Source organism: Bacillus sp. RC242 (genome assembly GCF_044908245.1).
Classification (GTDB): domain Bacteria; phylum Bacillota; class Bacilli; order Bacillales; family Bacillaceae_G; genus Bacillus_A; species Bacillus_A mycoides.
On sequence record NZ_JBIYCZ010000002.1, the window covers coordinates 150394 to 162893 of the forward strand.

Genomic DNA, 12500 nt, shown 5'->3' on the forward strand with positions numbered 1-12500 from the left:
TTTGGACCATGTTCGTTAAGATATTTTAAAATACTCCAAGTACCCCTTTGTTGAAGAGCAATGCCTAAAACCCCATAAGATCCTTTACATGTTTAGCGTTCTTTTTAGATGTTAGTTTTTCAAGTAATAAAAATGCAACATCAAAAGCTGTACCTGGATTTGAAGATGTAATAATGTTTCCATCTTGAACGATTAAATCATTTTGTACTATTGCACCGAAATTCTTTAACTGCTCTTTTCGTTTACTCGTCGGATGACTGTATGTGGTGGCTTTTTTATCTGTAAGAATTCCGCTTTTTCCAAGCGCTAATGATGCGACACATATACTGGCAATAGGCTTCTGCTGGGCATAAAAATGTTGAATAACATGTAAGAATTCTCTACTATATGCATCCCGATAAAAGCCAGCTTCTTCAAAACCTCCTGGAATAGCTAATGCATCAAACTCATCTAATTGAATATCATCAACCGTTTTTTCGGGTATGACAGTAAAATTCCAAGTACAGGTTAATTTATTCCGAAGGCCAACTGTTACGACCTCAGTTGATCCATCTCCCTCCCATTTATTCCAACCTAGTACATCTGTAAATACACTAGCTTCTACTGCTTCAAATCCATCAGCTAATAATAATAAAACCTTTTTCATATCGTAAATCGCCTCCCGTTATCCTTATTTTATACAAATATATAAGGCTGATAAATAAGTTTGATAAGGATATTTGATTGTTTGGCTTTATTATATAAGGAATTTAGGTTATTCTATTTTATAAAAAAAGGTTGGATAATTTATGGATCAAATTGATAAAAAAATCGTGGGATTATTACAGTCAAATGCAAAAATTTCAATGAAGGATCTAGCAGAAGCCGTTCACTTATCTGCTCCGTCAGTAACTGAGCGAGTACGGAAGTTAGAGGAGCAAAAAATTATTGAAGGTTACCATGCACATGTTTCTCTAAAAAAAATAAACCGTCCAATTTCTGCACTTATATTGTTTAAATCAAAGGATTGTAAATCATTAGCTAACTTTTGCTATAATCATCCAGATGTACTTGAGTGTTACAGAGTAGCAGGGGAAATTAGCTATATTGTCAAATTAGCAACGTATTCTGTAGAAAGTTTAGAACAATTTATTGATGATACAATGCAATATGGTACACCATCAACGAATATCGTGTTATCTTCTTATGAAAAAAAAATAATTGCTCCCTTTATTAGTGAAAAATAAAAATACTGGCACAATCAATTAACTATTACTTACTCAATAATCCTTTAAAAATAGCCCTGATTTTTTGACTGTATAAAAATCAGGGTCTCTAATCATTTTTATCGTTTTTGGGTAACCCATTTTTATTAGCTGGGTAACGATGTGCACTTCCCCCTATATAAACATTTAAATTATTCTTCACAATCCCTCTACTTCCAATAGCAACATGCTTATTACTTCCCATCACTACACCTCATTTCCTTTTTTACAAAAAAAAGACACAGAGATCCCTCCCCATGCCTACTACTTCTCTACTTCTTCACCGCATGCACATAATGCACCGTCTCAAAAGCTTCTAAATAATCGTTTCGTCCCTCAAAATATAGTTTATTAATATCCTCTGGTGATAAGTGCTCATAAATGAGTAAGCCCGCCTTTTCTAATAGTGCTTCCATTTCGGTATAAGAAAAACACGATTTCATCGGCTCCCCGCCTATCTCAGCCATCTTTATCATATTTTCAACTCGATTGGATAATCCTTTTTCCGTAAATAAGTTTTCATCAGGGTAATCAAAAACGATAGAACTCCCTTCTGGAACCATCTCGAATAAACATTCTATTAAACTGGAAAGTTCCTCTTTTGTTAAATAGTACGTAACACCTAAAAGGCTAAAGAAAGTCTTTTTATTTTCAAATCCTTCATTTACTAATTTTTGCTTAGAGAAATCCTTAGTAAAATCCATCGAAACAAAATGAAGATTGCTTGGAATTTCTAGACCTGATTCTTTCACTCTTTGTATTTTAAACGCTTGCGTAGAAGGATGATCCACTTCAAATATTTCTATTTTATTTTCTAATTCTCGGTGTCTAAAACTAAACGTGTCTAAGCCTGCACCGAGTATGACGTATTGCTTCGCGCCTAATGCAATTTCATGTAATAGCACTCTTTCACAATATGCCGCGCGTGCCAAAGGTGTTGGTGATAATTGAACTTGTGTAATCCATTTTAAAATTTCTTTCGGATTGTCTTGAAACTGCTGTGCAATGCCTTTATTAAAAAAATGTATTCCTTGAACCATGTTCGTTTCAATATCATTACGTTCTTTTTGTGAAATAAGATCTTTAGCTACATAATCATCAAAGATTTTAGAACTATCAAATTCACTATGATACGCCCTTCCGAAAGCTGATACTAACGACGTTACACTTGCTTCACCTTTTTTCACGCACATACACTCTCCTTCATTTCCACAACAAAAATAGGGTCCCCCCTGGCCAGGAGAACCCTATTATACACTTTATTTTTACATTGTTAAATTATAGCATAAATAAGTTTTTTTGTCAAGTTTTCAGCCCGCTAACACTCCGACACTTTGTATATTCTCCGGCAGGAACATCGAAATTATATACACAATTTTCCGAATTATTTATTCATTCTTTTTTGAGCAGTATTAGTATCTTGAGATACCGGTATGTGTTCGGTAGCTCTAGATAAACCTGTTTTTGGCATATTAACATAGATTGCTTCAGAAGCACCTTTTTCTATTTGATAGGTTTCGTGAAAAACACCGACACTCCCATTATCTTTAATCTTATTATTGTACGATTTCCAAGCATATGAATGATTTTTTCCGTGAGCATAGTTTACTAATTCGTCGAATCCCTTCCAGTATTGAATTAGGATTACTTTTCTCCAACTAAATAAGAATTCTGTATGTAAGAAACCCCATTGTGGATTTTGATACAATTCTTTAATCATAGGTCCCATAGCATTAAAAACTGGTATCCACTTCCAAAATTTTAATAGGTTATTAATACGCATACCAATAATAAAAACAACAAATTCTTGATCCTTGCTATTGGCTATATGCCTGCCGTTAAAAATTTTAGCCCCCACTTTAATCCCCCTTTTTTACTGAACATAAATAATGTACAGCTCCCAAATAAACCATAACACTCCCCCCTGAATTTTCCAATTAATTTAACACAGATTATGAAAGGCCGTATTTAACAATAAAGGGTATATAGAAGCCGAAACGGACGAATGTATTTGCTGAATGAGCTGTTTAAGGAAGAGGAATATGTACGCATATTAGTTCATTTTGACATCCCAGATGATGTTCTTTATGAAAGAGTGACTCGTAGCAAGCGAAGTACAAATATATTTAGAGGTAACTATTCTAGTTTCAAAGAGGTACTCAATCGCCAACAGGCCGAATCACTGCATGAAGATGTGGTAGATCCTGTAGAAAATGAGGCTGATTATTTGTTTGTTATTCGCGATAGTAAAGATGTAAAATCTACTATAGAAGAAATTGTTCATCTTGCTGAAGATTTGTCCCCTATCCCAAAATAAGAGACTATAAGAATCACATAATCATAGATTATTATGCAAATACTTCCTCTAGGCGCCGAACATGGTATATAATAATAAAATAATCTACTTCTATATGCTCAATTTTACACAATAGAGTTCACTCATAGGAAAGAGGTACAAAAATATGAAAACAAAACAAACAATCGCTGCTTCTACACTAGCTTTAGCAATGATTGCGGGATCTACCCCTACTCATGCAGAAGTAAATGAAGCTACTCCCCAGCAAAGTACGGGAGATCGCTTAGCTGAAATTAAGCAACATAGACAAGAGTTAGATGCGAAATTACAGCAGCACAAAGAAAATGTGGATCAAACATTAAATGAACTTAACCAAGTTAAGGAAAATGTTGACACAAAGGTTAATGAACTACATGAGCGTAAACAAGTTGCTGATGAAAAAATTAACGAAATTAAACAACATAAACAAGAGTTAGATGCAAAACTTCAGCAAGACAAACAAATTGCCGAGGATAAAATCGCGGAAATTAAAGAGCATAAAAAACAAGTAGATGATAAAGTTGCTGAAATTAAAGAACATAAGCAAAATATCGATAATAAGGTTACTGAGATTAAAGAACATAAACAAACTGTCGATGAAAAAGTGAATGAAATTAAGCAACATAAAGAGAACATCGATCAGAAGGTTAATGAACTTAAGGAAGTAAAAAAACAGGTAGATGACAAATTAGCTGAGTTAAAGAAAGCGAAACAAACTGCTGAGGACAAACTTGCTGAGCTAAAAGAAAATAAGCCGAATACTGGGAACACGTTAGAGGAGCTTAAGAAAATTAAAGGCAATTTAGATAGTCTTTCCGCTAACTTAGAACTAGCTAAACAAGATGTAAAAAACAAACTAGCTGAATTACAAGAAGCTAGACAAGATTTACTAAATAAAATAAACGAAATGAAACAAGCGAAACAAACTGTTTCAGATGATTTAACAAAGAAAAAACAAGACTTAGATATTAAAATAAACGATTTTAAACATACTGAGAAAAAAATTGATGACAAATTAGCTGAGTTACATACAACAAAGCAAAATGTAGATAACAAAATTAATGAAGTATCACAATCGAAACAAACGCAAACAGACAATAACAATACTACTGTTCCAGCGAAAAACAGTGCTAGAGAACTTCCTAACGCTGGTAGTGAGCAATCAAGTAACGTGCCTTTAGGAATGTTATCTGTCTTAGGTGGACTTTTATTAGTAACACGAAATAAAATTAAAACGTTATTCTCAAAATAAAGCCATTATATCTATTTTAAAATAATCATACAAAGGCCAACTGCACATATATGTACGGTTGGCCTTTTTTCTTTATATTAACTGTCCATCTCTAAGTGTCAATATACGATCACATACATCAAGCATTCTTTCATCATGCGTAATCATAATTGCTGCTTTTTGACTTTCTTTCACTTCACGTTTCATCATTTCCACGACTTCACGTGCGCGTTTTGAGTCTAAGCTTGCAGTTGGTTCATCCGCTAATATTAAATCTGGGTTGTTCATGAAAGCACGAGTGATTGCTACCCTTTGTTTTTCCCCGCCCGATAGTTGATTTGGATAATGAGTTTTTCTTTCAGATAATCCAAATGCTGCTAGCAAGTGATCCGCACGCTTTTCCGATTCTTGTTTGCTGTCTTTTTTTAACTTTGCAATGTAAAGCAATTGTTCTTTTACATTTAAATATGGAACAAGATTTGCGAACTGGAAAATGAAGCCGATTTTTTTCAAACGAATGTCTGTCATTTCCTTTTCTGATAACTTCGTAATATTTTGCTCGCGAATGTAAATATCCCCTTTTGACGGTGATAGTAAAGCACCCGCGATTGATAATAACGTACTTTTCCCTGATCCAGAAGGACCGACGATTCCGATAAATTCTCCAGCTTTCACATCAAGCGACATCGGATGAAGGGCTGTTACTTCCGTATTCCCTTCTCCGTACACTTTACTTACTTTGTCTAATTTTAATAATGAAGTCATTACATCCCGCCTCCAATTGCTTCTAATGCATCAACTTTTAATACTTGGTATAACGAAATAAGTGTTCCTAAAATACTAATTACGATAAAGATTGCTGCATATTGTGCAATCATCGGTGTTGTTAATAAGAACGGCATACCCGCTGGTAAAATTTGTTCTAATCCTTGTACAAGAACAATACTGATTACCATCGCAACGACTGATAAGAATAACGCCTGTACGACTAAGCTATTTGCTAAATAAGAATTTTTCGTTCCAATTGCTTTTAGTACACCTAATTGCTGTGTTTTTTGCAGTGTAATTACGTAGAAGAATACACCGATTAGTAACGCAGCGATAACAAGTAAGAACGCAATGATCATCGTTAATGTTCCTTGCTCTTCTTTAAATCCTGGAATACTTTGTAGCACTTCTTTTTTGTCGATAACATGTGCATTTTTAATTTCTTTATCTGTATTAAGCGCAATTGCACTATAATCTTTTTGGTTTGGTTGTGAAATAGCGCCCCATACGTCTTCATTTACATAAACGACTGGTGTATGGCTAAACATTTGATCTTTCGTAAATCCAACGATTTTAAATTCTTTCTTTGAAACAGGATCAATAATTGTATCCCCAATATCGATTCCTTTTTCTTTAATTGATTCATCAGCAACCATTTCGTTATTTGCTGTACCTAATTTCTCACCTTTTACAATTTTCGGTTCTAAAAATGAATCACGTTCACTTGAGAAAATAGCAACATCCACTTTTTTCGAACTATCTTTCTTTTCATACGTTGAAACTTTCACACGAAACGGAACTGCCTCTTTCTCGCCTGCTTGATTTACTACGTTATCTACATCTTCTTTCTTAATTTGTGAACGAAGTAATTTATTTTCCGCATCATCCGCTAGTACAAATTTATTTGCCTCCATATTTTGAATCGATGAAGCATTATCATATGATAATCCATTTGCTAATCCTGAAATTACAAGGACTAAAAATGATAATAACACCATAATAAGTCCGATTAATCCATATCTTAATTTTGATTGTTTTAATTCACGCAGAGCTAAAAACATTTCGCTCGCTCCTTCCTATTACTTTCTATGCACTTATCATAAAAAAGAAATATGAACGGAATATGAACAGAAGATTACAGAAGAAAGATTAAATTTTCAGAAAGTATTGAAAACAAATGAAATCCTTGATACAATTCAGTCAAATAATCTTGACCGAGTAATTTAATTTGAGGAGTTGATCATTTTGAAGCCCGTGTTAACACTAACTACTTATAGCCAACTAAAAGCAATAAGCGATCCACTACGTGCCGAAATGATGATGCGTCTATGCGAACGTCCTTATACAGGACAACTGCTATCTGAAAAATTCGGCATTTCAAGGGCGAAAATTCATTATCATTTAAAAGAATTAGAGAAGAATGGCCTTATAGAAATCGTATATACAGAAGAAAAGAATGGCATCGTTCAAAAGTTTTATCAATCTGTCGCTAAAGGATTTACCCCTGCCGCGGACCTATTACCTCATTTAGAAATATTAAGCGAATCAGGTCGCCAAATCTTTTTACAAATGACGGAAAGAACGAAAAGCCATATTCTCGCTGCACCAGAAGAATCTTTTACATTACGAAATGCAAGTGAAGACCCAGCTGAGTGGAATTACGTTTCATCCTGCTGGGAATTTGATGCTACGCCAGAACAATTTCAAGTGTGGGTGAAAAAGTTTCATGAATTAATGGCTGAATTAAACGAAATCACAAAAAGTGCGGATAAAGATCCAAATAGTAAAGCTTATTATATTTCTACTACTGCACTTCAAATCGCTGAGAGAACAATGCAGCAATTTGTAAAAAAAGAAGAAAAATCGTAATGCGATTTTTTTTACATAAACGGTCAAATTTATTTTACCGAATAAATTTTTTATAAAGGAGTAGATAAAGTGGACATATTAAAAAACCGGAATTTCCTCTTACTATTTTTAGGGAGAATTTTTACAAACATAGGAGATAGTTTGTATTATGTAGCAGCGATGTGGCTCGTATATGAGCTGAGTGGTGATCCTTTTTATTCTGGATTGGCTGGTTTCCTTACATTATTACCTTCTGCATTACAATTTCTTACCGGTCCATTCGTTGATAGATGGTCAATCAAAAACACCCTTGTAATCACACAAGTCCTGCAATGCATTCTTATATTAATCATTCCTATTACACACTACTTCGATCTATTAACAGTTCAACTACTACTCATCATTATGCCCATCGTAGCCTTTATCGAACAATTCGCCTATCCCGCACAGTCAAAAGCTTTACCACTTCTACTGCATAAAACACAATTATTAAAAGGAAACTCTCTCTTTTCATTTGCGTATCAAGGCATTGACTTAATTTGTACGACCCTTTCTGGAATATTAGTAGCACTATTTGGCGCAATCACTTTATATGTAATCGACTCTTTCACATTCGCGATTACTGCGATTTTGTTTATTTCATTAAAAATGCCGACACAAACCGAAACAGGCACATCACTTTCAACAAAGCAATATTTCTCTGATTTAAAAGAAGGCTTTTCAATCGTCTTTCGTTCATTAATGGGCATCTTCTTAATCGGTTCAGTTGTCGCTAATTTTTCAATCGGTATGACGATGGCAATACTCCCTTCTTTCGCCGATTCTTTAGGAGGGGTTAAATTATACGGTTTCTTTTTAGCCGCTATATCCGCCGGTAGTTTAATTGGAGCACTATTCAGTTCATGGGTTGGTAAACATAATATTAGCCATGTCTCTATTATTAGCTTTGCGACTAGCGCTTTCTTTTGGTTTCTCTCTACGTTTGTACCGTTTCAATGGTTATCAATTTTTTTATTCGGCTTAGCTTGGATACCAATTGGTGCGACCAACATATTATTTGCGACAATTAGTCAAACTTTAATTCCAAATCAATATCTTGGACGCATCAATTCAGTCACACGAAGCATGGGTACAATCGCTATGCCGTTCGGCTCTTTAATTGGCGGTTACACCGCAAATGTATTTAGTAGCCAACTCATTTTCGCGCTCGCTAGCATCGGAATTTTATTCATTTCTCTCGTATGGCTACTTCATCCGAAATTACGTTCATTGCCGAAAGCTGATGAAATTACAGCGGATACTTTTGAGCTTCGGTTTAAGGAAGAGCGCGGGAAAGGTGCGGCTTTATAGCAGAAAGAAAATATTATCTAATCCGTAATGTGTAGTTATAATAAAATTATTTAATTTTATTATCTCAAACAAGCATAACCCCGTTCTAAATATAGGACGGGATTATGCTTGTTTAATTTTGTATGTAAGATACTTCACTTCACTAAAAAATATAACAATAAAGTTGTTTAAAAATCTAAGTTTTATTCAACAAGAGCGCCCTTTAATGGAATAACTAAAACGTTCAGTTAACGATTTGATGGCCATGCCCTCTGTATCTTCCTTAATTGAATAATTCGGCCTGTATGATAAGCATCATGAAGCATGGTGTCCAGTAATTTACCCTCAAATGAATTTTGTTCAAGCTCTTTTTCGGAAAAGGTAAAGCCTGTATCGTTGATTACCAAGTAATCGTTGATACAGGCTTTTTTAATTTTTGTTCAACTAACACATGCGTTAGTTCAATAAGATTTTATTAATCTCTGTCCTATATTCATCTTCATCAAATACGAATTGAGGTATTAAATTACATATCATAAGGTTCAAGCTTCAAAATAAATTCTTCAACATCCTTGCCTCTTGCGTTGGAAAAACCCTTATCTTCAGAGATGATTTTAAACCCGCATTTTTCCAATACCCTGATGGAGGCGAGGTTATCTTTAGCGGAACGAGCATAAAGTGGGCGTATCTTAATATACTCCAGAAACTCTGCCAACGCTAAAGTTACAATACCATGACCCCAATATTCCTTCCCAATCCAGTAGCTTACTTCGGGTTCGCCGAACTGTTCAAAGTTCGAGACGTGTCCAGTGACAATGCCATTGAATAATATAGTCTTAATTGTAATAGTCTCGTCAGCAATATTTTTTTTCCAATGGTCAAAAAATGCGTCCTTATCAGTGGGGTCTTTAGCTGTAAAAGCAGCCATATAGTTCGCCGTTGAATCTAGTTGTTGTTCGAAAAAGATAGGAAGATCTTCCTCTATGATATCTCGTAGCTTCACTTCGCTTTTGCTAATGGATTCCATATAATTGACAAGCTCCTTAACATATTTTTGAATATAAATTCTTCAAAGTTTAGAGAAATTCCTTCTTCAACTATGCCAGTTAGTTGAATTAAAAAGTTTATTTATTGGCCAATGGTATAAAGTCCAAGTTTTCATCCCTAAGATAGTACATTGTCCCATTATCTGTTTGTGCTTCTCTAATGGATACAACCTCATGCTATTTATCCTTTATTTTTTTGCTTAAGGGATATTGTCATTTAGCTACTAACTCCTTTAAATACTTAAAGTCAAGGTCCTCGCACCAAGGCTACGTCCTCCACCATAAAATAATATACCTAATATCATAGATTATCTATTATGACTATGTATTTTAAATTTATCTGTTTAGATAAAAAAAGATAGTAGGGGCATTCACCCCTTACTATCTTTACTATTGATATTTATGTATCTTTAAATATATAAGTGATGTACTTTTTTGATATTATGTGTGACATTGAATACACGTTACTACAATGATAATCATGATGTACATTCACATTTCTTCTTTTTCATTTATTTCGGAAGCTCAACCCGAACAGTCGTCCCTTCCCCTTTCGTACTATATACCGAAACGGTTCCTTGATGCAGTTCAACAATTTTCTGCACAATTGATAACCCTAAACCGCTACCTTCTACGTTTCTCGCTCTTGCTGTATCTACTTTGTAAAAACGATCAAATATACGATCCATTTCTTCTTTTTCCATACCAATTCCGTTATCTGATATAGAGATTATAACGCTAGATTCTAATTCTTCTACAACAAATTCAACGGTTCCGCCATCGTTTGAAAACTTAATGCTATTCGTAAAAATATTACTCCATACTTGATGAAGTAAGTTTTCATCACCTTTTATGACGATGTTTGGCACATCAAACTCAACAGCGATATCTTTTTCCCGCCATTTCCATTCGAGCATAAAAATGACGTCTTTAATTTGCTTTTGTAAGTGAAACTCTTTCATTTGTAGAACTTTCTCTTCTTTATCTAATGAAGCAAGCGTAAGTAACTGTTTACATAAACTAGACATCCGCTTACTTTCACCCTCAATAATTTTCAAGTAACGTTTTCTTTCCTCTTCACTCATATTCTCCGATTGTAATGTTTTCGAAAAACCTTGTATCGAAGAAAGTGGAGATTGGAATTCATGAGAAACGTTAGAAACAAACTCTTGTCTCATTTGGTCTAATTCTTTAATGCTCTTTGTCATCTTTTGAAAATTAGTCGCTAGTGTACCAATTTCATCTTTTCGATTTTCATCTAATTCGATATCATATTCACCACTTGCAATCTTTTGAGTCGCTTTCGTAAATGTTCGAATAGGACGAACAATATACCCTGCTGCAATCGCTATAAAAATGATACTTAATACAACGATGAAACCGAGTAATACCGCTAGAAAAATTCTCATCTCGCCGAATTGTTGCTGAATATCAGGGCGAATGAATAAAGCGTACTGTTTATCATCGTGTTTTAGCGGTACACCGACACTATTAATTAATTCATTATCGAAAAATCCTGTAATAAAGAGGCGCGTTGGATATGTGGAAACGCCATTAAACGTCTCACCTTGCAATACTTTATGAACGGTATCATCACTAATTGTTATCTTACGAAACGCATTCCCAATACGCTTTCCATGATTTTCGTCATCTACAATATAAATTTCATACCCTAACTTCGCAATAGACTGTAAGTATGCCTCTTTATTCTCTTGACTTTGCTTTTCATATAATGATTTTACTTCTTTAGCATACATTAAAATCTTTTCACTATTGTACGGTTTTAACTTCACTTGATAATATACGTTCGTTAATAAAAAACCGATAATACTACTAAGAAGCATAATACCGACTGTCATAAAAACAAATCTAGAATATAGTGATTTCATTTTATTTCAACTCCAACTTATAACCGAGTCCGCGTACTGTCGTAATTTGAAAATCATCTGTTCGTTTTGAAAAACGATCTCTCAGTCGCTTCACATGAACGTCAACTGTTCGTTCATCTCCTTCAAAATCCATTCCCCATACTAATTCAATTATTTCTTCTCTTGAAAAGGTTCTTCCAGGATAACTAGCAAGTTGTGATAATAATTCAAATTCCTTTAATGGAAGCAAAATCGTCTGACCGTTACACTTCACTTCAAACCCTTTTCGATCAATAGTCGTTCCGTGTAATGTAATAATATCAGCACTAAGCATTTGATAACGGCGCAATAAAGCTTTCATACGGAAAATTACTTCAGCTGGTTCAAATGGTTTTACAATATAATCGTCCGTACCAGAAATGAATCCTTTTTCTTTATCGACTAGCTGATCTTTTGCAGTTAATAAAATAACAGGTATATCATGATACTTCCGGATTTCTTCGCATAACGTATAGCCATCAACAAACGGCATCATAATGTCTACTATCGCAAGATGAATATTTTCTTTCTCTAAAACGCCTTGCGCTACCTTTCCATCTTCCGCTTCAAAAACTTTAAAGCCCTCTTTTTGTAAATGGTAATGCAATAACTCTCTAATATGTTTATCATCATCAGCTAATAAAATATGTATCATCTTCATTAAACCCTCTCTTGTTCATCCTTCTACATTCTTACATTAAGAAACAATTGTACTTTTTGCAAGAAAAAGAAAAACAAACTGCTATTAGTTTTTTTGAATAAGAGTTGATACATAATACGCTACAAGCCAAC

Annotated in this window: 13 protein-coding genes and 2 pseudogenes; 5 read left to right on the forward strand and 10 right to left on the reverse strand. The window is 34.3% G+C overall.

Annotation, left to right across the window (positions count from 1 at the left end):
* Positions 1–64: 64 nt before the first annotated feature.
* On the reverse strand, positions 65–646 hold the full coding sequence (locus ABH957_RS04505) for a DJ-1/PfpI family protein (RefSeq protein WP_404453133.1): 582 nt from the start codon (positions 644–646) through the stop codon (positions 65–67).
* 142 nt (positions 647–788) lie between these two features.
* Between ABH957_RS04505 and ABH957_RS04510 the strand changes: the two genes are divergently transcribed.
* Positions 789–1226, forward strand: a complete 438-nt coding sequence (locus tag ABH957_RS04510; protein WP_404449915.1) for an Lrp/AsnC family transcriptional regulator — start codon at positions 789–791, stop codon at positions 1224–1226.
* 88 nt (positions 1227–1314) lie between these two features.
* Here the strand turns inward: ABH957_RS04510 and ABH957_RS04515 are convergent, their stop codons facing one another.
* From ABH957_RS04515 to ABH957_RS04525, 3 genes are all read right to left on the reverse strand, one after another.
* A complete protein-coding gene (locus ABH957_RS04515; RefSeq protein WP_016127259.1) occupies positions 1315–1449 on the reverse strand; it encodes a hypothetical protein in 135 nt (44 codons plus the stop codon).
* A 67-nt stretch (positions 1450–1516) separates the two neighbouring features.
* Entirely contained in the window at positions 1517–2437 is a 921-nt protein-coding gene (locus ABH957_RS04520; protein ID WP_404453130.1) for a class I SAM-dependent methyltransferase, read from the reverse strand.
* 191 nt (positions 2438–2628) lie between these two features.
* Positions 2629–3102: a DUF4188 domain-containing protein gene (locus tag ABH957_RS04525; RefSeq protein WP_002128099.1), complete on the reverse strand. Its 474-nt coding sequence runs from the start codon at positions 3100–3102 to the stop codon at positions 2629–2631.
* Positions 3103–3231: 129 nt separating this feature from the next.
* On the opposite strand from ABH957_RS04525, the pseudogene ABH957_RS04530 reads away from it, so the two are divergent.
* Positions 3232–3561, forward strand: a pseudogene (locus ABH957_RS04530) (ATP-binding protein); the annotation flags it as partial.
* Positions 3562–3706: 145 nt separating this feature from the next.
* A complete protein-coding gene (locus ABH957_RS04535; RefSeq protein ID WP_002185437.1) occupies positions 3707–4831 on the forward strand; it encodes an LPXTG cell wall anchor domain-containing protein in 1125 nt (374 codons plus the stop codon).
* Between the two features lie 72 nt (positions 4832–4903).
* On the opposite strand, the gene ABH957_RS04540 is transcribed toward ABH957_RS04535, so the two are convergent.
* Together ABH957_RS04540 and ABH957_RS04545 are read right to left on the reverse strand one after the other, a co-directional pair.
* Positions 4904–5575 (reverse strand): ABC transporter ATP-binding protein, encoded by a 672-nt coding sequence (locus tag ABH957_RS04540; RefSeq protein WP_002128101.1) that lies wholly within the window; start codon positions 5573–5575, stop codon positions 4904–4906.
* Positions 5575–6639, reverse strand: a complete 1065-nt coding sequence (locus ABH957_RS04545; RefSeq protein WP_002185435.1) for an ABC transporter permease — start codon at positions 6637–6639, stop codon at positions 5575–5577. Before ABH957_RS04545 ends, ABH957_RS04540 begins: the two co-directional genes overlap by 1 nt.
* Positions 6640–6823: 184 nt before the next feature.
* Here ABH957_RS04545 and ABH957_RS04550 point away from each other — a divergent pair, with 184 nt between their 5' ends.
* Both ABH957_RS04550 and ABH957_RS04555 read left to right on the forward strand, forming a co-directional pair.
* Positions 6824–7447 (forward strand): ArsR/SmtB family transcription factor, encoded by a 624-nt coding sequence (locus ABH957_RS04550; RefSeq protein WP_016101052.1) that lies wholly within the window; start codon positions 6824–6826, stop codon positions 7445–7447.
* Positions 7448–7516: 69 nt separating this feature from the next.
* The gene (locus ABH957_RS04555) at positions 7517–8776 is read left to right on the forward strand and encodes an MFS transporter (protein ID WP_404449936.1); all 1260 of its coding nucleotides are present in this window, start codon (positions 7517–7519) and stop codon (positions 8774–8776) included.
* Positions 8777–9003: 227 nt separating this feature from the next.
* Here the strand turns inward: ABH957_RS04555 and ABH957_RS04560 are convergent.
* The 4 genes and pseudogenes from ABH957_RS04560 to ABH957_RS04575 all read right to left on the reverse strand — a co-directional run.
* Positions 9004–9132, reverse strand: a pseudogene (locus ABH957_RS04560) (DinB family protein); the annotation flags it as partial.
* A gap of 149 nt (positions 9133–9281) precedes the next feature.
* Positions 9282–9782 (reverse strand): GNAT family N-acetyltransferase, encoded by a 501-nt coding sequence (locus ABH957_RS04565; protein WP_404510680.1) that lies wholly within the window; start codon positions 9780–9782, stop codon positions 9282–9284.
* A gap of 531 nt (positions 9783–10313) precedes the next feature.
* Positions 10314–11690: a sensor histidine kinase gene (locus ABH957_RS04570; RefSeq protein WP_404510682.1), complete on the reverse strand. Its 1377-nt coding sequence runs from the start codon at positions 11688–11690 to the stop codon at positions 10314–10316.
* Position 11691: 1 nt separating this feature from the next.
* Complete coding sequence (locus ABH957_RS04575; protein WP_404510684.1) at positions 11692–12369, reverse strand: response regulator transcription factor; 678 nt, start codon at positions 12367–12369, stop codon at positions 11692–11694.
* Positions 12370–12500 lie beyond the last annotated feature (131 nt).

Excerpts from the sequence above, each read along its gene's own strand:
- ABH957_RS04505 (WP_404453133.1), bottom strand. The coding sequence starts at position 646 with ATGAAAAAGGTTTTATTATTATTAGCTGATGGATTTGAAGCAGTAGAA.
- ABH957_RS04510 (WP_404449915.1), top strand. The coding sequence starts at position 789 with ATGGATCAAATTGATAAAAAAATCGTGGGATTATTACAGTCAAATGCA.
- ABH957_RS04515 (WP_016127259.1), bottom strand. The coding sequence starts at position 1,449 with ATGGGAAGTAATAAGCATGTTGCTATTGGAAGTAGAGGGATTGTGAAG.
- ABH957_RS04520 (WP_404453130.1), bottom strand. The coding sequence starts at position 2,437 with ATGTGCGTGAAAAAAGGTGAAGCAAGTGTAACGTCGTTAGTATCAGCT.
- ABH957_RS04535 (WP_002185437.1), top strand. The coding sequence starts at position 3,707 with ATGAAAACAAAACAAACAATCGCTGCTTCTACACTAGCTTTAGCAATG.
- ABH957_RS04540 (WP_002128101.1), bottom strand. The coding sequence starts at position 5,575 with ATGACTTCATTATTAAAATTAGACAAAGTAAGTAAAGTGTACGGAGAA.
- ABH957_RS04545 (WP_002185435.1), bottom strand. The coding sequence starts at position 6,639 with ATGTTTTTAGCTCTGCGTGAATTAAAACAATCAAAATTAAGATATGGA.
- ABH957_RS04565 (WP_404510680.1), bottom strand. The coding sequence starts at position 9,782 with ATGGAATCCATTAGCAAAAGCGAAGTGAAGCTACGAGATATCATAGAG.
- ABH957_RS04570 (WP_404510682.1), bottom strand. The coding sequence starts at position 11,690 with ATGAAATCACTATATTCTAGATTTGTTTTTATGACAGTCGGTATTATG.
- ABH957_RS04575 (WP_404510684.1), bottom strand. The coding sequence starts at position 12,369 with ATGAAGATGATACATATTTTATTAGCTGATGATGATAAACATATTAGA.